Raw genomic sequence first — 19,567 nt, 5'->3', positions numbered from 1 at the left:
ACCTCGTTGCCAAACATACGCGCGGCAGCACTCCGGCGTATAGTGGAGCCCGATTGGGGACAGTACTCCGCGGCAGGTTGAGCTGTCGCGGTCTTGACCGGCGACTCCCGCTTTGGTGAGGATTTGCAGTCTGGACCGCCGCTGACCCCTTCGGCAGTTTCACCGTTTCGTTTCATCCTTGGAAGGAATCTCCATGGCAAAGAAAAACGCTGCAGTGCAAATCGACATCGGCATCGGCGACAAGGATCGCAGGAAGATCGCGGACGGTTTGTCGCGGTTGCTGGCGGATACCTACACGCTTTATCTGAAAACCCACAACTTCCATTGGAATGTGACGGGTCCGATGTTCAACACGTTGCACCTCATGTTCGAAGGCCAATACAACGAGCTCGCGCTGGCTGTCGACGCGATCGCCGAGCGCATTCGCGCGTTGGGCGTGCATGCGCCGGGTAGCTACAAAGACTTCGCCAAGCTGTCGTCGATCCCCGAGGCCGACGGCGTGCCTGAGGCCGAAGAAATGATCCGTCAACTCGTGCAAGGGCAGGAAGCCGTTGCGCGCACCGCGCGCGAGGTATTTACGGCCGCCGATACCGCCAACGATCAGCCGACGGCCGATCTGTTGACGCAGCGTATGCAGACGCACGAAAAGACCGCGTGGATGCTGCGCTCGATGCTCGCTTAAAGCACCGCGCTGCTACGTCGCCATGAAGAAGGCCTCCCGCTCGGGAGGCCTTCGTCGTTTCGGTTCTACAATACGGCGTTAGTTGTTCGTCCGCTTCAGTTTCAGGCTTCGGCTGTTTCACCTATGTACGCGCCCATATTTGCTCGCCTCCCGCTTTATCTGCGCTTGATCCGCATGGACAAGCCGATCGGCAGTCTCCTGCTGCTCTGGCCCACGCTCAACGCGTTGTGGATCGCCTCGAACGGCAGGCCGTCGCCGTCGCTGCTCGTCATCTTCATCGTCGGCACGGTGCTCATGCGCTCGGCCGGCTGCGCGATCAACGATTACGCCGATCGCGACTTCGACCGTTACGTGAAGCGCACCGAATCGCGCCCCCTCACGTCGGGCAAGATCCGCGCGTGGGAAGCGCTTGCAATCGCGGCGGCCTTATCGATCGTTTCGTTTCTGCTGATTCTGCCGCTCAACAGCCTGACGAAGGAGTTATCGGTCGTGGCGCTGTTCGTGGCCGGCAGTTATCCGTTCACGAAGCGATTCTTTGCGATCCCGCAGGCCTACCTCGGTATCGCGTTTGGATTCGGCATTCCCATGGCATTCGCGGCTGTGCAGAATCACGTGCCGCCGATCGCGTGGAGCATGCTCGTCGCGAACGTGTTTTGGTCGGTAGCGTACGACACCGAATACGCGATGGTCGATCGCGACGACGACATCAAAATCGGCATTCGCACATCGGCACTGACGTTCGGCCGTTTCGACGTCGCCGCCGTGATGCTCTGTTACGCGGCCACGCTGGCGATTTACGCGGCCATTGGCGTGATGCTGCGTTTCGATTGGCTCTATTGGGCGGGCTGGGCTGCGGCGCTCGGCTGCGCGCTTTATCACTACACGCTCATTCGTGGCCGCGAGCGGATGCCGTGCTTTGCGGCGTTCCGCCATAACAACTGGCTGGGCGGCGCGCTATTTGCCGGGATAGCCGCACACTATGCCGTGTCGGCGCTTTGAGGTCGGCGTCGAGTCAGCATCGATTAGCACCACCCGGCGACGAAGCTTATTGGTTTCCCAACTCGTCGCCCATCACTTTCGCTCGGGCTTCGGCCGCAAGCGCGCCTTTGACGATGGCTTCCTTGACGCCTTGCGCGTCGAACGCGGCGAGCGCGGCTGCCGTGGTGCCGCCCTTCGAGGTCACGCGCTCGCGCAACACGGCGGCGCTTTCATCCGACTGCACGGCCAATTGCGCAGCACCTGCGAACGTGCCCAGTGCAAGCGCGCGTCCTTCTTCGTCGCTCAACCCCAGGCGCCGCGCCGCCTCTTGCATTGCTTCGATGAAATAGAACACGTAGGCAGGCCCGCTGCCCGAGATCGCCGTAACGGCGTCGATCTTCGATTCATCGTCGAACCATACGGTCGTTCCCACTGCGCCGAGGACATCGGTGGCGAGCGCACGTCCCGCTTCGTCGACACCCGCGAGCGCCGCCAATCCGGTCACGCCTTGTCCGATCAGCGCCGGCGTATTCGGCATCGCGCGCACGATCCGCGTGTAGCCGCCGAGCCAGCGCGAGAGGTCGGCGCCGCGAATCCCGGCTGCGATGCTGACGACAAGCTGGGTGGACAGATGCGGCGCCAGCGAAGCGGCGACGGCCTTGAGCACTTGCGGCTTCACGGCGAGCACGATGGCGTCGTATCCGCCCAGCGTCTCGTCGGTTTGTGCACCTGTCGCGACGCCGAACTGCGTATGGGTGCGGGCGCGGGCGTCTTCGTTGACGTCGATGGCGTAGAGGTGCGCCGGTGCAACGCCGCGCTTGATCAAGCCACCGATCAGTGCCGCGGCCATGTTGCCGCCGCCGATGAATGCGATCTTCATAATGATGAGAAGGAGAGGGTGGGAGGCAGCGGCCGATTATAGACCGCTGCCGCGCCTCATTCTGTCGGGTGCAACCCGCAGTGGTAGTGGTGCAACCGTGGGGTTAGTGCGTGTAACCGCGCTGTCCGAAGATGGCGGTGCCGATCCGCACGATCGTCGCCCCTTCTAGCACAGCGGCTTCCAGATCGCCCGACATGCCCATCGACAGCGTGTCGAGTTCGATTCCTTGCGCGCGCAACGTTTCGTAGAGTTGCCGCAGTCGGCGATGCGGCTCGCGCTGCGCCTGCTGATCGCTGGCCGGTTCAGGGATCGACATGAGGCCGCGCAGCCGCAGCTTCGGCAGGGCGGCGATCGCGCGTGCGAGCGCGAGGGCTTCCTCCGGCGCGACACCGCTTTTCGACGACTCGCCACTGACGTTCACCTGCAGGCAGACATTCAACGGCGGCAACGCATCGGGCCGCTGCTCGGACAAACGCTCAGCGATCTTGAGGCGATCGACGGAATGCACCCAATCGAAATGCTCGGCCACGGGGCGGGTTTTGTTCGATTGAAGCGGGCCGATGAAATGCCATTCCATGTCCGCGCGGAGGTCGCCCAGCGCTTCGATCTTGGCGAGCGATTCCTGCACGTAGTTTTCACCGAAGGCACGCTGGCCGGCGGCGAACGCGGCGCGGATGTCGGCGGCGGGGAATGTCTTGGAGACGGCCAATAGGCTGATGGAGTCGGGCGCACGATTCGCATTGCGAGCGGCGTGCTCGATGCGGGCATGCACTGCCAGCAGGTTGTCGGCGATATGGGACATGGGACGTGAGCGAGGGCCCGAGACAACTGCGGATTATACGGCCCGAAGCAGCCGGGCTGTCCGCTGAGGCGCGATGCGACGCGGCGCGACGCGACCAGGCATCGAGCGTCGACGCTGCCACCGCGCTACCGCTCACCCATAAATCAAATGCTCGACTAGCTCGACCCAATGCGCCACCGGCATGGACGTTCCGCTTTGCAGATGCGCGATACAACCGACATTGGCAGATACGACCATCTGCGGTTCGAGCGCCTCCAGATTGCGCAGCTTGCGATCGCGCAGCGTATAGGACATCACGGGCTGCGTGACCGAGTAGGTGCCCGCCGAGCCGCAGCACAGATGGCTGTCGGCCGGCAGCCGCGTCTCGACGCCAAGCGTCGTCAACAAGTGCTCGACCGTGCCGCGGATCTGTTGCCCATGTTGGAGCGTACACGGCGGATGAAACGCGACCGTATGCACGCCGCGACGGCGTGCGAGCCCCGCCAGTTCGGCCTCGAACCCGCTCAGCACCTCGGCGATGTCGCGCGTGAGCCCGGTGATCCGGCGGGCCTTCTCCGCGTAGGCCGGGTCGCCCCGGAGCAGATGGCCGTATTCCTTGACCGTTGCGCCGCAGCCCGAAGCATTGATGACGATCGCTTCGATGCCCGCTTCGACGTGCGGCCACCAGGCGTCGATATTGCGCCTCACATCGTCGAGCGCTTCGTCGCGGTAGCCCAGGTGCAGACGGATGGCGCCGCAGCACCCGGCCTCGGGTTCGATTACCGTCTCGATACCGAGCGCATGCAGCACGCGCGCAGTCGCGATATTGATGTTCGGCAGCATAGCCGGCTGCACGCAGCCGGCGAGCATGAGCATGCGGCGCGTTTGTGCAGGCGAATCCGCGTCGGCGCCGGCGCCAGCATGGAGCTTGACGCGTGTCGGCGTCTCCTTCGTCGGCCATTCGAGCATGCGCTGACGCGCGGGAATTTTGTCGCGTACCCGTCGCGGCAAAAACGGGCGCACGAGCTGACCCAGACGCATGGCCGGTGTGAACACGGCGCTGTTCGGCAGCACGGTGGCCAGCAAGCGCCGCAGTAGTTGTTGACGCAGCGGCCGCGACACGGCCGCTTCGACATGCTGCCGCCCGATCTCGACAAGCCGGCCGTACTGCACACCCGACGGGCACGTGGTTTCACAACTGCGGCAGGTCAGGCACCGGTCGAGATGCAGCTGCGTGCTGCGCGTGACCGCTGCGCCCTCGACCATCTGCTTGATGAGATAGATGCGCCCGCGAGGACCGTCGAGCTCGTCGCCGAGCAATTGATAAGTGGGACAGGTGGCCGTGCAAAAACCGCAGTGGACGCACTTGCGCAGGATCGCATCGGCTTCTTCGCCGTCTGGGGTGTTGCGGATAAAGTCTGCGAGTTGGGTCTGCATTGCTTCGCTCTTATCCCTTGCTCCATCGCGTCGTTCGTGAAGACACAGCGCTCCTTGGCGACGAAAAGACGTATCGCATCACAAATCGGGATACATGCGCGCGCGGTTGAAAATACGCGCCGGATCGAACGCCGCCTTCAGCCCTCGATGAATCTTCATGAGCGGCATCGGCAACGGTGTAAAAACGCCGACGCTGCGATCGAATGTGCGACCCGCGCGGAAGACCGTCGCATGCCCGCCCGCTTGCTTTGCGCTGATGCGCACCGTTTGCGCATCGGTGTCGGTCACCCACCAGCGTTGCGCGCCGCCCCATTCCATCAACTGCGCACCGGGCAACTGCAACGGTTCGGTGATCGACGGCAGGGCGAGCCGCCAAAGCGCCGAATTCGGCGGGATGGACGCAAAGAACGGGTCGGTTTGTTCGCGCAATCCCTCCCAGAAACGTTCGGCCTCGACGGCATCGACAACTTCCCCGCCGATCGCATTGCGCGCTGCTTTGACACCACTTTCGGCGCCGGACAAGCGTACGGCGAGCGTGCCGTTGCGCCACGCGCTGGCGGTGATCGGGAGCGGCCGGCCGCCCCATTCGTTGAGCTTGCGCACGGCGTCGGTGCCGTTCATGTCGAACTTCAGTGTGGCTTCGACCGCGGGGCGCGGCATGACCTTGATCGAGAGATCCAGCATGAGCCCGAGCGTGCCGAGCGAGCCTGCCATGACCCGGGCGACGTCATAGCCGGCTACATTCTTGACGACGCGGCCGCCAAAGCGCAGCACTTCGCCCGCGCCGTTCATCATCGTGACGCCCAGGACGAAATCGCGCACTGCGCCGGCTTGCGCCCGCCGTGGCCCGGATATGCCTGCGGCGACACAGCCGCCGAGCGTCGATGCCCGGCCGAAGTGAGGGGGCTCGAACGCGAGCATCTGATCGTGCTCGGCAAGCGCGGCTTCGATTTCGGCCAGCGGCGTGCCACAACGCGCCGTGATGACGAGCTCGGCCGGGTCGTACTCGACGATGCCCTGATAGGCGCGCGTATCGAGAATTTCCCCCTGCAGCTGCTGGCCATACCAGTCCTTGGTTCCTGCGCCACGCACGCGCAGCGGGCGCGCTTCAGCTGTGGCCGACCGGATCCGCTCGGACCAGTAGGCCACGATATCCTCTTGTTGCATGGCTTCCCGCTTCGTCGTGTCGTTCATCCGGTTGGGCCGGCTTTTCGCAAGTCATGCCGTTGTTCGCTTCGTTCCAGATTGTACCGACCGAGCGCCCCGAGACAAGCCGCAGAAGGCAGGCCTAGGGGTAAGTACGCGTAAGTGACGCGCGCCGCAGGGCCGGGCGAACCAGGTCGGCATCCAGGCAAGCCGGGCTGCGGGCTAGAACCGTGGCAACTCCGGATGCGGTAGCAAGCCTCCGCGCACGTGCATCTTGCCGTACTCGGCGCAGCGCGCCCGTGTGGGTATGCCCTTTGTGGGATTGAGCAGTTCGGCCGGATCGAACGCGCGCTTGACTGCGAAGAACGCGTCGCGCTCCGCCTCCGAAAACTGCACGCACATCGAGTTGATCTTCTCGACGCCGACACCGTGCTCGCCCGTGATCGTGCCGCCGAACTCGACGCACGTTTCGAGAATCTCGGCGCCGAATTCTTCGGCGCGCCGAAGCTCGTCGGCGTCATTGCCGTTGAACAGGATCAGCGGGTGCATGTTGCCGTCGCCCGCGTGGAACACGTTGATGCAGCGCAGCCCGTACTTGCTTTCCATCGACTCGATGCGGGCGAGCAGCGGGCCGATGCTGCGGCGTGGAACCGTGCCGTCCATGCAGTAGTAGTCGGGCGAGATGCGGCCTGCGGCCGGGAAAGCGTTCTTGCGGCCGGACCAGAACCGCAGCCGCTCGGCTTCCGTGCGCGAAATCTGCAGCCGCGTGGCGCCGTGCTCCCGCAGCACGGCCGTCATGCGCACGATTTCATCGGCGACTTCTTCAGGCGTGCCGTCCGATTCGCACAGCAAGATCGCGGCTGCGTCGAGATCGTAGCCCGCGCCGACGAACGCCTCGACCGCGCGGGTCGCCGGCTTATCCATCATTTCGAGGCCGGCGGGAATGATGCCCGCCGCGATGATGGCCGCGACGGCCTGTCCGCCCTTGACGACGTCGTCGAAGCTGGCCATCACGACCTGAGCCAGTTGCGGCTTCGGGATCAGCTTCACCGTCACTTCGGTCACGACCGCGAACATGCCCTCGCTGCCGATCATGACGGCAAGCAGGTCGAGCCCTGGCGCGTCGGGCCCGAGCGAGCCGAACTCGACAATCTCGCCGTCCATCGTCACGGCCCGCACGCGCAGCACGTTGTGAACGGTCAACCCGTACTTCAGGCAATGTACGCCGCCCGAATTCTCCGAAACATTGCCGCCGATCGTGCAGGCAATCTGCGACGACGGGTCGGGAGCATAGTAGAGGCCGAAGGGCGCCGCAGCCTCCGACACGGCGAGGTTGCGCACGCCGGGCTGGACGGTAGCCGTGCGCGCGTAAGGATCGACCTCGACGATTTTCGTGAAGCGCGACAACGAAAGCACGACCCCGTGCGCGATCGGCGTTGCACCGCCCGAGAGCCCCGTACCCGCGCCGCGTGGCACCACGGGCACACCGAGCCGCCTGCAGATTTGCAAAATGCGTTGCACTTGCGCTTCCGTTTCAGGAAGCGCGACGGCGAGCGGCAACTGGCGATAGACGCTCAACCCGTCGCACTCGTACGGCGCCGTGTCTTCATCGCGGTGGAGCAGACAATGCGCAGGCAACGTGGCCATCAACGCTTGGACGACCTCTCGTTGGCGCTCGGCCCGAATATCGTTTGCGGGCGAAACAACGGCTTCCATACGCGCTCTCCGTTGGCCGAGTCAGGCCGTGTACGAAAAAATCTTGCCCGGATTCATCAGATTGCGAGGATCGAAGGCATGCTTGACGGCACGCATGGCATCGACGGCTTCGGCGCCATGCTCTTCGAGCAGGAAATCCATCTTGTGAAGCCCGATGCCATGCTCGCCTGTGCAGGTGCCACCCATCGAGAGCGCACGCTCGACCACGCGGCGGTTCAGTCGTTCGGCCTCGACGAGCTCTTCCGGCTTCGAGGGGTCGATCAACATGGCGACGTGAAAATTCCCGTCGCCGACGTGGCCGACGATGGGGCACGGCAGCGGCGAGCCAAGCAGATCCTGTTCGGTCTGCTCGACGCAAGCGGCGAGCTGCGAGATCGGCACGCAGACATCGGTGGTGACCGCCCGGCAACCGGGCTTGAGCTGCAGCATCGCAAAGAACGCCGTATGACGCGCGTTCCAAAGCCGATTGCGATCTTCGGGCCGCGTGGCCCAGGCAAAACCGCTGCCGCCGTGATCGCCGGCGATGCTTTCGACGCGCTCGGCCTGTTCTTTGACGCTCGCCTCGGTGCCGTGGAATTCGAAAAACAGCGTGGGCGATTCGGTCAGCGTCAGATTCGAATGCCGATTGATGGCGCGAATCGCCAGCGTATCGACGAACTCGACGCGCGCGATCGGCACGCCGAGTTGGATCGTTTCGATGACAGTGCGCACGGCTTCACCCATCGAAGGGAACGCGCAAACGGCAGCCGATACCGCTTCGGGCTGCGGATAGAGGCGCACGGTGACTTCCGTGATGATGCCGAGCGTGCCTTCCGAGCCGACGAACAGCCGCGTGAGGTCGTAGCCGGCCGACGACTTGCGCGCGCGCGTGCCGGTTTTGATGACGCGGCCGTCGGCGAGCACGACGGTGAGGCCGAGCACGTTCTCGCGCATCGTGCCGTAGCGCACGGCGTTCGTGCCCGACGCGCGCGTGGCGGACATGCCGCCGAGACTGGCGTCGGCGCCCGGATCGATCGGAAAGAACAAGCCCGTGTCGCGTAGCGCTTCGTTCAGCGCTTTTCGCGAGACGCCCGCTTGCACGGTGGCGGTCATGTCTTCGGCTGCGACCGAGAGAATGCGATTCATGCCCGACAGGTCGATCGTGACTCCGCCTTCGACCGCAAGCAACTGCCCTTCGAGCGACGAGCCGTTGCCGTAGGGGATGATCGGCACATCGAAACGGGCGCACAGCTCGACCGCCGCTTTCACCTCTTCCGTGCTCTCGGCGAAGACGACGGCGTCGGGCAATTGCGGATCAAACGGCGATTCGTCACGGCCATGGTGGGCGCGCACGGCCTCCGAAACCGACACGCGCGTCCCGAACGCCGCCTGCAACGCCGCGAGCAGTTCGGCGGGGAACGGACGACGTGGGCGAACGGCGGCGGGGGGAATGGGCTGATTCACGAATGGCGTCTCCTCGCGCGCACGCCGGCTGAGGCGCGCGCGTCGATTTATCAGGGCGAAGGGCGCTGCACCGGCCGCGGCGGGCAGGGACGGCGACCGACACCCGGGTCTCGGTTGCTCAGTTCAGAAGTCGCTTCATTCTACGCTGATCCCCTGGGCGTCAGAACTGGCCGCACGGCCGAGTCTCATCAGTGCCGAAAGTGCTTCCCGGCATGCCTATAATGGCTCGCTTTACGTATCGCGGCCCGATGCAGATGAGGCGCGGATACGTCACCAACGGAAAAAGGGAGTGACGACAATGGGCCACCGGCTGAGCAAAATCGCGACGCGAACCGGCGACGACGGCACGACGGGCCTCGGCGACGGCAGTCGCGTGTCCAAGGACGACGCCCGCATTGCCGCCATGGGCGATGTCGACGAGCTGAACTCGCAGATCGGCCTGCTCCTCACGGAGCCGCTGCCGGCCGACGTTCACGATGCGCTGACAGCGATTCAGCACGATCTGTTCGACCTCGGCGGAGAGATCTGCATCCCCGGCCACACGGTGATCGGCGACGCTCACCTTGCGCGGCTCGACGGCTGGCTCGCGCACTACAACGCCGATCTGCCGCCGCTAAAGGAATTCATCCTGCCCGGCGGCTCGCGCGCAGCGTCGCTCGCGCATGTCTGCCGCACGGTGTGCCGGCGCGCCGAGCGAGCGATCGTCACGCTCGGCGCCACGCAGGCGCTTGCCGACGCGCCGCGCCGCTATGTGAACCGCCTGTCCGATCTGCTGTTCGTGCTGGCGCGCGTCCTCAATCGGGCGGACGGCGGAAGCGATGTTCTTTGGGAGCCCGGGCGCCGCGTGCAATAACGCGGCCGCAGCAGGGCGGGGGCGCCGAACGGGAGCAAACGACGGGCGGCCGCGACCTGCGCGGCATGCTGCCCTGCGACAAAGTGTCGTATGGAGCGCGCAGTCAGTTAAAATGTATTCTTGATACATCTTAACGACGAGCGCCAATCGATGACTTCTGCCCTTACGCCCGACCAGATTTCCCGTGTCAAAGCCACCGCCCCCGTGTTCGCGGAGCATGGCGCCACGATCACGAAGCACTTTTACCGCCGCATGTTTGCGAACCGTCCCGAGTTGAAGAACCTGTTCAACCAGACGCACCAGACGAGCGGCAGCCAAGCCGACGTGCTCGCGCACGCCGTCTACGCCTATGCGGCCAACATCGACAATCTCGGCGCATTGGGCGCCGCCGTCGGTCGCATTTCGCACAAGCATGCGAGCTTGAACATCCGCCCCGAGCATTACCCCATCGTCGGCGAGAACCTGCTGGCGTCGGTGGTCGAAGTGCTCGGCGACGCTGTCGACGAAGCGACGCTCGAAGCCTGGCGCGCCGCTTACGCCCAGCTCGCGCAGATCATGATCGGCGTCGAGTCGAAGCTTTACGAGGCCGCGGCATGGAGCGGCTATCGTCCGTTCGTCGTGTCGCGCAAAGTTGTCGAAAGCGACGAGATCACGTCGTTCTACCTCACGCCCACCGACGGTGCGCCGGCTGCCGGCTTCCAGCCCGGCCAATTCGTCACGGTCAAACGCTACGTCGGCGAACTCGGCGTGGATCAGCCGCGTCAGTACAGCTTGTCCGACGCACCGCACGGCAAATGGCTGCGCATCTCGGTCAAGCGTGAAGGCGGCAGCGAGGCCGTGCCGGCCGGCCGCCTCTCGACGTTGTTGCACGACGGCGTGGAAGAGGGCGCGATCGTCGAGGTCACGGCGCCGATGGGCGACTTCCATCTCGACCGCAAGAAGTCGACACCCGTCGTGCTCGTCTCGGGCGGGGTCGGCATCACGCCGATGGTGTCGATGCTCTCGACGTTGGTTGCCGACGAGAGCGACCGTCGTGTCGCGTTCGTGCATGCCTGCCGTAACGGCGGCGTCCACGCATTCAAGGAGTGGCTTGCGGAAGTCGGAGCGACACGCCCGAACGTTTCGCGTGCGGTGTTCTACGAAGAAGTGGGCGCGGCCGATCGCCAAGGCGTCGATTACGACTTCGAAGGCCGCATCGACTTCGGCAAGATTGCCGGGCAGGCCGTGTTGCCCGACGCCGATTACTATCTGTGCGGCCCGATGGCCTTCATGCAGGCGCAGCGCGATGCGCTCGTCTCTCGCGGCGTCGATCCCGCGCGCATTCACAGCGAGGTGTTCGGCACGGGTGCGCTGGCCTGATTGCCGGTCGCCGATAGACGACATGCGTCGCCGCGTTGCGCGCTCGTATCGTCCTCTCACGCGCTGCAGCGGTGCTCCGCAACGGGCCGCCTGATTCCGAGGGGAGATTCCCGCGGAGCCAGGCGGCCCGTTTTACCTGATGTGTTGCGCCGATGTCGCTCAGTTGCCGCTGCCGCGCGCGATGCGGCGTTGCTTGACGCTGTCGGCCAAGCCTTCCAGGACGGCGACGCTTTCATCCCAGCCGATGCAGGCATCGGTAATGCTCTGGCCGTATGCGAGCGGGCAGTCCGGTTGAAGATCCTGGCGTCCGGCCACGAGATGCGACTCGACCATGACACCGACGATGCGTTCGTCGCCTGCCGCAACCTGTCGGCCGATATCGGCGCAGACGGGAATCTGGTTTTCGTGCTTCTTCGAACTGTTCGCGTGGCTCGCATCGATCATCAGGCGGGCTGCGAGCCCGGCGCGGCCGATATCGGTGCAGGCGGCGTCGACGCTGGCGGCGTCATAGTTCGGCGTCTTGCCGCCGCGCAGGATGACATGGCAATCCTCGTTGCCGGCCGTCGAAACGATGGCCGAGTGGCCGCCCTTCGTGACCGAGAGGAAGTGGTGCGGCTGCGAGGCGGCCTTGATCGCGTCGACGGCGATCTTCACGTTGCCGTCGGTGCCGTTCTTGAAGCCGACCGGACATGACAAACCCGACGCCAGCTCGCGGTGGACCTGCGATTCGGTCGTGCGCGCGCCGATCGCGCCCCACGAGACGAGGTCCGCAATGTACTGCGGGCTGATCATGTCGAGGTATTCGGTGCCGGCCGGCAGCCCGAGCTGGTTGATGCCGAGGAGCAGTTCGCGCGCCGCGCGCAGGCCATCATTGATCTTGAAGCTGTTGTCGAGATACGGGTCGTTGATGAGCCCCTTCCACCCGACCGTCGTGCGCGGTTTTTCGAAGTAGACCCGCATGACGATTTCGAGCTCCCCCCCAAAGCGTTTGCGCTGTTCGACGAGCCGATCGGCGTATTCGAGCGCCGCTTTCGGATCATGGATCGAGCACGGGCCGACGATGACGATGAGACGATCGTCCATGCCGTGCAGAATGCGATGCAGCGCGCGTCGCGTGCTGTAGATCAGGTCCGAGACTGCTTCGTTGCAGGGAAACTCGCGGATCAAATGGGCTGGCGGCGTCAGTTCCTTGAGTTCTCGGATACGAACGTCGTCGGTATTGTGCGGGGGCATGCTGCGGTTCTCCTCATCGGTTCGATACGGTTTTCGCCGGCGCTCCAGATGGCCGAGGCGAAAAAAAACCGCCAGGCTCGCTGGCGGTTTTTCGGGAATTCGGGTTCGCGTTACGCGCTAACACCCCTCTCGATCCGCCAGCGGACTGAGATGCCAAAAGAAGTAAAAGTAAAACTTCGTGGACATGACGGGGGTGTTGCTCATCAAAAAGGTGCGTCCCACTTTATACGCCGGTTAAGCGCAGTCGACAAGCACGCAGAGGCATAAATGCGGTTCCTCCGCGCAAATCAGCGAAACGATGCAGGAAAATTGCATGCGCTCGGAAATCAGACGGTTCCACCCACGGTCAGGTTGTCGATGCGCAGCGTCGGTTGGCCCACGCCCACGGGCACGCTTTGCCCTTCCTTGCCGCAGACGCCGACGCCCGTGTCGAGCGCCATGTCGTTGCCGATCATGCTGACGTACTTCAGCGATTCCGGCCCGCTGCCGATCAGCGTCGCCCCCTTGACGGGATAAGTGACCTTGCCGTTCTCGATCATGTAGGCCTCCGATGCCGAGAACACGAACTTGCCGTTCGTGATGTCGACCTGGCCGCCGCCGAAGTTGACCGCGTAGAGCCCGTGCTTGACCGATTCGATGATTTCCTGCGGCGCCTTGTCGCCGGCCAGCATGTACGTGTTCGTCATGCGCGGCATAGGCAGCGCGGCATACGATTCGCGCCGGGCATTGCCCGTGACGGGCATCTTCATGAGGCGCGCATTGAGCGTGTCCTGAATGTAGCCCTTGAGCACGCCGTCTTCGATCAGCGTCGTGCATTGCGTCGGATTGCCTTCGTCGTCGATATTGAGCGAGCCGCGGCGGTTCGGCAGCGTGCCGTCGTCCACCACGGTCACGCCCTTTGCAGCCACACGCTCGCCGATCCGGCCGGCGAACGCCGACGACCCCTTGCGGTTGAAGTCGCCTTCGAGCCCGTGGCCGATCGCCTCGTGCAGCAACACGCCGGGCCATCCCGGGCCGAGCACGACCGTCATCGCACCGGCCGGAGCCGGCCGCGCTTCGAGATTGACGAGCGCTGCCTTAACGGCGTCGTCAACGTAACCGGACAGGATGTCGTCGGTGAAGTAACCGTAATCGAAACGTCCGCCGCCGCCGCCGCTGCCGATTTCCCGCCGCCCGTTCTGCTCGGCGATGACGGTCACCGATACGCGCACGAGCGGGCGAATGTCGGCCGCGAGCGCGCCGTCGCTACGCGCGACGAGCACGACATCGTATTCGCCGGCGAGCCCGGCCATCACCTGGGTGATGCGGGGATCGCGGCCGCGCGCCATTTGCTCTACGCGCTCGAGCAGCTTGACCTTCTCGGTCGCGTCGAGCGAGGCCAACGGGTCGGCCGTCAGGTACAGATCGCGGCCCGCCACGCCCGTGAGCGAAGTCGCCACCTTGATTTTCTGCCTGCCGCCGCCCGCTTTGGCGATCGAGCGCGTCGCCTGCGCGGCCTGCGAGAGCGCTTCGACGGAAAGATCGTCAGAGTAGGCGAAGGCCGTACGGTCGCCGGCCACGGCGCGTACGCCGACGCCCTTGTCGATGCTGAAGCTGCCCGACTTCACGATGCCTTCCTCGAGGCTCCACGCTTCGCTGCGCGTTGCCTGGAAGTAGAGGTCGGCGTAGTCGACGCGATGCGTGAAGATATCGGCGAGCGTGCGCGTCAAGCGCGCTTCGTCCAAGCCGTAGGGCGTGAGCAGGATGTCTTTCGCGGTCGCGAGATTGCGGATGCCGGGTTCGATGAGATTCATTCGTTCGGTTCGATGCGGAAAAGTTTAAGCAAGCACACGCTAAGCAAGCACGCGATGGCGCCACGCAGGCAGGCTGCGCCGGACTTCTTCGATGCGCGCCCGGTCGATCTCGCCTGCGACGACGCCGGGGCCTTCCTCCAGCACGGCCACGATCTCGCCCCAGGGGTCGATCAACATACTGTGGCCCCACGTGCGGCGGCCGTTTTCATGCGAGCCGCCTTGAGCCGCGGCCAGCACGTAGCACTGATTCTCGACGGCGCGAGCGCGCAGCAGCATCTCCCAGTGCGCGCGGCCCGTCGTATAAGTGAACGCCGAGGGCACGACGATCAACGCGCAATCGCCCATGCGCCGATACAGCTCCGGAAAGCGCAGATCGTAGCAGACGGACAACCCGACGCGCCCGAACGGCGCCTCGAACGTGCGCACTTCGCCGCCGGGCGCAATCGTGCGCGCTTCGTCGAACGATTCGGCGCCTTTCTCGAAATTGAAGAGATGGATCTTGTCGTAGCGCTGTATCTGCGCGCCGCTCGGGTCGAACACGAGCGTGCTGTTCAGCACGCGCGTAGCGTCGGGCGCGGGCGCGGTGACGGCCAGCGGCAGCGTGCCGCCGATCACCCAGACGCCGTGACGGCGTGCGCTGTCGGCCAGAAAACGTTGAATGGGACCGTCGCCGTAGGTCTCGCGCACGGCCAGCTTGTCCGAATCCTTGTGCCCCATGAAGCAGAAGTATTCGGGCAGCAGGACGAGCTGCGCGCCTTGCTCGCTGGCTTGTGCGATAAGCCGCTCGGCGTCGTGCAGATTGCGCTCGCGCTCGGGCGTGCTGACCATCTGCAGCGCGGCGACGCGAAACGGCGGCGTGGTGACAGGTCGGTCGCTCATGAATTCGGTGTCGGATGCCGCCGGGCGGCGGAAGCAGCCCGGCCTGCAGGCGACGCTACTTGCCCTTCGCGTCGGCTGGAGCAGCCATCTTACCCCGATCGGCAGCGACCCGCTCAACGAGCGGGTGCGACCATGACCCCGTGATCGCATAGTCGTGGGCGAATGCGTGCGAGATCGATTGCGAGAGCGCGACATTGGCGACCAGTGCGCCGAGACCGAACAGCGGATTGACGACGGTCGCAGCAATCACGGCCGAGCCCGCGTTCAGCGTCGGCGTGACCGCGACGCGCAGATGCTGCGTTTCCTGTGCGAGATCGACGGAGCCCGACAGGTCGGCACGCATCGGCGCCGTCACCATGCGGAAATCGTTGGTGCTGGCGATTCCGTTTTCGATCAGCGCCGTGCCCGTCACGCTCTGGAACGGCAACCCTTCGCCGATGACATCCCGGAAATTGAGCGTCAGCACGCGCGTCAGGCTTTGCAGGCTCACCACGCCGAGCAGTTTCGCGACGGCCGGATCGACCTTCAGGATTTGGCCGTGATGCAGATCCATGGTCAAGCGGCCGTTGAGCGTCGGATAGTCGATCGCCGTCGGCCCGCCGTGCCAGACGACCTTCCCCGCGAGCGAGCCCGATCCCGCCTTGACCGTGCGCGGCAGGCCGAATCGATCGAGCAGGGCGCCCGCGTCGGCCACGTCGAGCTTGAAGTCGACGATCGTGCGGCGCGGCGTGCCCGCGTCGACGTCGCTGCCGAGCCGGTGCGAAGTTCGCCAATTGGCCGTGGCCAGCAGATGCGCGGCCGGATTCGACACTTCGAGCTTGTCCACCTGCCAGACCGGCACGCCGTCTTCGTCGAAATTGCGCGCATTGACGGCCAGCCGGCCGACGTCGTGTTCGCGCACCTTCAAGTCGTCGATGACGAGGTCGATGGCCGGCATATGCTCGTTCGCGCCCGGCGTCAGTTGTCCCAGCAGATCGTGCCCGACGGCCACCGGAATCGCGGCCTTCGACATTCGGGCATGCAGCCGGCCCCCGGGGGCATCGGCGTCTCCAGGTTGCCACGACACATTGCCGACGACTTCGTCGGAGGCCACATCGGCGTGCCAGCTCGAGTCGGCGCTCGTCGCGTCGACCGCCACGTTCGACCATTGGCGGTTCATCAGCTTCAGCGCCTTGAAGCGAGCGGCGATGCGGCTCGGCATGAATGGCGATGCGGCGGTGCCCCCACTGCCCTTGCCTTGGGACTGGCCCGCGCCAGCGGGCGCTGGGGCGGGCGAGGCGCTCGCCCCTTGCGGCGCTGTGCGGCCGCCGCGCAGATCGGTCGCGAAGGCGCGCCAGGCGTCGGCGTCGAGCGAATCGGCCGTCAATGATGCGGTGACGCCGCGCGCCGGCAGTTCGGCGGGTTCGTTCAGTCCGATCGCACCTTGCAGGACGGTCAGTCGCGGTGTGCCTGCGCCGCTCGGCTGCGGGCGTTGGACGACATAGGCGGCCTGCAAGGGCCCGAGGCGCAGATCGGCCCGCGCACGGACGCCTTCGCCGCTCGCTGCCTCGCCGCGGTTCGTTGCGGTTTCGGCGTCGAGCGGCTTCAGTTCGAACGAAAACGGCATCGGGGCACCGAGCGGCTTGCCAAGCGGCGCAGGCAGATCGAGCCCAAGGCCGGAGAGATCGGAATTGGCCGAGACCGTCGGGAGCGAGCCTCTCGTACCGCGCACGCTGACGGCATAGGGGGCGTCGCCGAAGACGTGGCCGAGCAGCTTCCCGGCGGGACCCTCCAGATCCAGGCGACGCGTACTGTCGGCAGCAATATGGCCTTTGACGTCGAACGCGAAACGGCCGTTTTCGCGCAGCGCCCCGTCCGCCCGTACGTCGCCGCCGAGCCAGCGGCCCGCCACGCGATCGAGCGAAACCGTTTCTTTCGTGAAATGCACCTGTCCGGCCAGCGCTTCGAGCGGCGGCATCTGCGGGGCCGACAATGTGTTGCCCTGCAGCCCGACTGTGCCCGAGACGCCGACGTGCGGGTCGTGCGTGCGCGGCACGGTCAGCGTCAATGCCAGCGTGGCCGGGCCCGTTGCGCTCACCTTGCCGCCGATATGGCCCGACAGACCGCCGAGCGCGCTGCGGTCGACATAGTCGAGCATATCGGCGAGCGGGCCATGCGCGGCGCCATCGATAACGAGATCAGCGCCGCGATTGCCGAGATCGTCGATACGTCCCGCGACGCGCGTGATCGCGACGCGCTTGTATCGCGCGCGCGCAATATCGAAGCGCAGCACGTTTTCCTTCAGCGTGAAGACGCCGTCGATGCCTTCGAGTGCGGGCCAGATATCGGGCGTGCCGTTCTTCAGCGTCTTCAACGGATAGGGGGAAGGGTCGAACCTGCCGCCGGCAAACGGCGCGACGATGCGGAAGATTCCGGCGCCGGGATCGCGCGAGTAGGGGAATTTGTCGAGGCTGCCATGCACTTCGATCGTGGCATTGCGGGCTACGCCTTCTTGCAGACCATGGCCCAGATAATGGCGCAGGTGCTCGCCGATGCTCGTGGGCAGATAGCGCGGGATCATCCGCGCGTTCGCGCGCGCGATCGTGGCCGTCAGGTCGAGCGCGCCGCGGCCGTGGCCCGGATTGGTATAGGTGGCGTTGAGACTGCCGGCCGTATCGGCGTTCTCCAGGCTCAGCTCCGGCACCGTGACCGAGAACGCTTTGTGCGCTTCGCCGGGCGCGCGCGTGGGGCTCACAGTCCAGGTGCCGCGCATGCGCAGGCGGTCGAACGCGAGTCGCGGATCGTCGAATTCGCCTGGAATCGTGACGGTCGCATTGACGGTGTCGAGCGTCAGCGTGCCGTGCCGTTCGTCGGCATCGATGCTGCCCCAGAGGTTTTCGAAACCGGGCAGGCCGGCGCGCGGATGGCCGGCAGGGGAGAGGCCGGGCGGCGGCTCCTGCGCGGCGAGGCTGATGCCTTGAAGGTCGCCCTTGAAGCGATAGCGCACGATCGGCGCCTGGCCGGCGACGCGCTCTTCGCTGGCAGCGAGTGCGCTTTCGGGGCGCGCTCGTTCGACTGCGATCGTGTAGTTGGCGACCATGCCGCGCGGATCGAAGCGCACGAGTTCGTCGAGAAAACGGCGCGGCACGGGCAGCGTGCGGCTGAATTCGGCGAGGATCCCAAGATCGACGCGATCTCCGGTTACGCTCATCAGTTGGCCATGCTCGACCGTCGGCACGCGATATTCGCCCGTCAGCGTCGCGAACGTCAGCGTGCGCGAGACGGGCGTGCCGTCCGCCAGCGGCGGTTGACCCAATTCGGCGCGAAGGTCGGTCAGTCGTAGCTTGTAGTCGCGTTGCGCCTGAACCTGCAGCGCCCAGCCGAAGCTCGCAACGGGCATGTCGAGCTTGGGCTGCGTCGGGCGCACGCGCAGCGCAATATTCGTGCCTCGCAGCGCTCCGTGCGCCGAAAGGATGTGCCCGCCGCCAAAGCGCGCCCAAATCTCGTTGTCGACGCGGCCCGCATAGGTCGTCACGGGCAGTTTCACATACTGCGCGAGCATGGGCAGCGCGACGGTGCCTGTCGACAGGTAGGCGTCGCCCGTCCAATTCTGCGGTTTGCCGACGGCCATCAGCGGCGTATGACGAAAGCGCGCGCGAAAATCGAGCGGACCTTTGAGCAACGCGCCGTCGGGCGGGGCCTGCAACGCTGCGCGATGGACGAGGCCCTGGTTAAGAATGGCGATCCGCACGTCGTGCAGCGCGAGTTCCGGCGCGCCCCGCTGCGCATCGCGCCAGCGCAATGTGCCGCCGCGCACCACGATCGCGTCCTGCGAAAGCAGCCAGGTGGAAAACGTGTCGTTGCCGGAATGCGTCGTCGGCACCTGCACGCCGGCGACCCACAGCGAACCGTCGGCTTCGCGCGCGGCCAGGACGTCGGGCCGTTCGATGACGAGAGTCGCCAGCGCCGGCTTGCCGCGCAGCAGGGATGCCCACGACAGCGTGGCGGTGGCGTGCGGCACGGTTAGCGCGGGGGTGTCGCTGCTTCGATCCCGAATGGACAGGCCCGTGACGTCGATGCCCGGCTCGAGCCCGGACCAATCGGCGGCAAGCCTGCCGATGCGTACATCGGCGTGTAGCTTCTGCGAGACGATGGCTTCGATGCGCGGGCGGAAATCGTCGATGCGCGGTAGCACGACGTAGCGCAGGCCGATGAAGACGACGGCGACGGCGAAGTAGACGAGACACGCCGCGACCAGCGCGATGCGTAGCGTTCGGCGCAGCCCCCGATGTTCGTGACGCGCGTGTCCGGCAACGGCGGCTTCGGCGGATTCCTTGCTATCGGACATACTGCGGCGAATCGGGTATGGGTATGGTAGTTTGGCGGCTCGGACGACGAAATGTATCAC

Annotated in this window: 14 protein-coding genes; 4 read left to right on the top strand and 10 right to left on the bottom strand. The window is 65.4% G+C overall.

Annotated features, from left to right (window positions below):
• Positions 1–193: 193 nt before the first annotated feature.
• Together C0Z19_RS08905 and ubiA are read left to right on the top strand one after the other, a co-directional pair.
• Entirely contained in the window at positions 194–682 is a 489-nt protein-coding gene (locus tag C0Z19_RS08905; RefSeq protein WP_102609450.1) for a Dps family protein, read from the top strand.
• A 135-nt stretch (positions 683–817) separates the two neighbouring features.
• Positions 818–1,681, top strand: coding sequence for a 4-hydroxybenzoate octaprenyltransferase (ubiA, locus tag C0Z19_RS08900; protein ID WP_102609603.1), 864 nt, complete (start codon positions 818–820; stop codon positions 1,679–1,681).
• Between the two features lie 46 nt (positions 1,682–1,727).
• On the opposite strand, the gene proC is transcribed toward ubiA, so the two are convergent.
• The 6 genes from proC to C0Z19_RS08870 form a co-directional block, all read right to left on the bottom strand.
• Positions 1,728–2,540 (bottom strand): pyrroline-5-carboxylate reductase, encoded by an 813-nt coding sequence (gene proC / locus C0Z19_RS08895; RefSeq protein ID WP_102609449.1) that lies wholly within the window; start codon positions 2,538–2,540, stop codon positions 1,728–1,730.
• 103 nt (positions 2,541–2,643) lie between these two features.
• Positions 2,644–3,342 (bottom strand): YggS family pyridoxal phosphate-dependent enzyme, encoded by a 699-nt coding sequence (locus C0Z19_RS08890; RefSeq protein WP_102609448.1) that lies wholly within the window; start codon positions 3,340–3,342, stop codon positions 2,644–2,646.
• Between the two features lie 132 nt (positions 3,343–3,474).
• Positions 3,475–4,758, bottom strand: a complete 1,284-nt coding sequence (gene glcF / locus C0Z19_RS08885; protein ID WP_102609447.1) for a glycolate oxidase subunit GlcF — start codon at positions 4,756–4,758, stop codon at positions 3,475–3,477.
• A gap of 78 nt (positions 4,759–4,836) precedes the next feature.
• Entirely contained in the window at positions 4,837–5,925 is a 1,089-nt protein-coding gene (glcE, locus tag C0Z19_RS08880) for a glycolate oxidase subunit GlcE (RefSeq protein ID WP_102609602.1), read from the bottom strand.
• A gap of 201 nt (positions 5,926–6,126) precedes the next feature.
• Positions 6,127–7,620, bottom strand: a complete 1,494-nt coding sequence (locus C0Z19_RS08875) for an FAD-linked oxidase C-terminal domain-containing protein (protein ID WP_102609446.1) — start codon at positions 7,618–7,620, stop codon at positions 6,127–6,129.
• Positions 7,621–7,641: 21 nt separating this feature from the next.
• Complete coding sequence (locus C0Z19_RS08870; protein ID WP_102609445.1) at positions 7,642–9,063, bottom strand: FAD-binding oxidoreductase; 1,422 nt, start codon at positions 9,061–9,063, stop codon at positions 7,642–7,644.
• Between the two features lie 298 nt (positions 9,064–9,361).
• Here C0Z19_RS08870 and C0Z19_RS08865 point away from each other — a divergent pair, with 298 nt between their 5' ends.
• Together C0Z19_RS08865 and hmpA are read left to right on the top strand one after the other, a co-directional pair.
• Positions 9,362–9,916, top strand: a complete 555-nt coding sequence (locus tag C0Z19_RS08865) for a cob(I)yrinic acid a,c-diamide adenosyltransferase (protein WP_102609444.1) — start codon at positions 9,362–9,364, stop codon at positions 9,914–9,916.
• A 150-nt stretch (positions 9,917–10,066) separates the two neighbouring features.
• Positions 10,067–11,275, top strand: coding sequence for an NO-inducible flavohemoprotein (gene hmpA / locus C0Z19_RS08860; protein ID WP_102609443.1), 1,209 nt, complete (start codon positions 10,067–10,069; stop codon positions 11,273–11,275).
• Positions 11,276–11,434: 159 nt separating this feature from the next.
• Here the strand turns inward: hmpA and aroG are convergent, their stop codons facing one another.
• The 4 genes from aroG to C0Z19_RS08835 all read right to left on the bottom strand — a co-directional run bounded on the left by aroG (position 11,435) and on the right by C0Z19_RS08835 (position 19,507).
• Positions 11,435–12,508, bottom strand: a complete 1,074-nt coding sequence (gene aroG / locus C0Z19_RS08855) for a 3-deoxy-7-phosphoheptulonate synthase AroG (protein WP_102609442.1) — start codon at positions 12,506–12,508, stop codon at positions 11,435–11,437.
• A gap of 326 nt (positions 12,509–12,834) precedes the next feature.
• Positions 12,835–14,301 (bottom strand): metalloprotease TldD, encoded by a 1,467-nt coding sequence (tldD, locus tag C0Z19_RS08845; RefSeq protein ID WP_102609441.1) that lies wholly within the window; start codon positions 14,299–14,301, stop codon positions 12,835–12,837.
• A gap of 39 nt (positions 14,302–14,340) precedes the next feature.
• Positions 14,341–15,180, bottom strand: coding sequence for a carbon-nitrogen hydrolase family protein (locus C0Z19_RS08840; RefSeq protein WP_102609440.1), 840 nt, complete (start codon positions 15,178–15,180; stop codon positions 14,341–14,343).
• 55 nt (positions 15,181–15,235) lie between these two features.
• The gene (locus C0Z19_RS08835) at positions 15,236–19,507 is read right to left on the bottom strand and encodes a YhdP family phospholipid transporter (RefSeq protein WP_102609439.1); all 4,272 of its coding nucleotides are present in this window, start codon (positions 19,505–19,507) and stop codon (positions 15,236–15,238) included.
• Positions 19,508–19,567 lie beyond the last annotated feature (60 nt).

The sequence above is a fragment of the Trinickia soli genome (assembly GCF_002879855.1).
GTDB lineage: Bacteria > Pseudomonadota > Gammaproteobacteria > Burkholderiales > Burkholderiaceae > Trinickia > Trinickia soli.
The sequence above is the reverse complement of the archived record's forward strand: the minus strand, read 5'-3'. Positions and strand labels throughout refer to the sequence as shown.

Excerpts from the sequence above, each read along its gene's own strand:
- C0Z19_RS08905 (WP_102609450.1), top strand. The coding sequence starts at position 194 with ATGGCAAAGAAAAACGCTGCAGTGCAAATCGACATCGGCATCGGCGAC.
- proC (WP_102609449.1), bottom strand. The coding sequence starts at position 2,540 with ATGAAGATCGCATTCATCGGCGGCGGCAACATGGCCGCGGCACTGATC.
- C0Z19_RS08890 (WP_102609448.1), bottom strand. The coding sequence starts at position 3,342 with ATGTCCCATATCGCCGACAACCTGCTGGCAGTGCATGCCCGCATCGAG.
- glcF (WP_102609447.1), bottom strand. The coding sequence starts at position 4,758 with ATGCAGACCCAACTCGCAGACTTTATCCGCAACACCCCAGACGGCGAA.
- glcE (WP_102609602.1), bottom strand. The coding sequence starts at position 5,925 with ATGCAACAAGAGGATATCGTGGCCTACTGGTCCGAGCGGATCCGGTCG.
- C0Z19_RS08875 (WP_102609446.1), bottom strand. The coding sequence starts at position 7,620 with ATGGAAGCCGTTGTTTCGCCCGCAAACGATATTCGGGCCGAGCGCCAA.
- C0Z19_RS08865 (WP_102609444.1), top strand. The coding sequence starts at position 9,362 with ATGGGCCACCGGCTGAGCAAAATCGCGACGCGAACCGGCGACGACGGC.
- hmpA (WP_102609443.1), top strand. The coding sequence starts at position 10,067 with ATGACTTCTGCCCTTACGCCCGACCAGATTTCCCGTGTCAAAGCCACC.
- aroG (WP_102609442.1), bottom strand. The coding sequence starts at position 12,508 with ATGCCCCCGCACAATACCGACGACGTTCGTATCCGAGAACTCAAGGAA.
- tldD (WP_102609441.1), bottom strand. The coding sequence starts at position 14,301 with ATGAATCTCATCGAACCCGGCATCCGCAATCTCGCGACCGCGAAAGAC.
- C0Z19_RS08840 (WP_102609440.1), bottom strand. The coding sequence starts at position 15,180 with ATGAGCGACCGACCTGTCACCACGCCGCCGTTTCGCGTCGCCGCGCTG.
- C0Z19_RS08835 (WP_102609439.1), bottom strand. The coding sequence starts at position 19,507 with ATGTCCGATAGCAAGGAATCCGCCGAAGCCGCCGTTGCCGGACACGCG.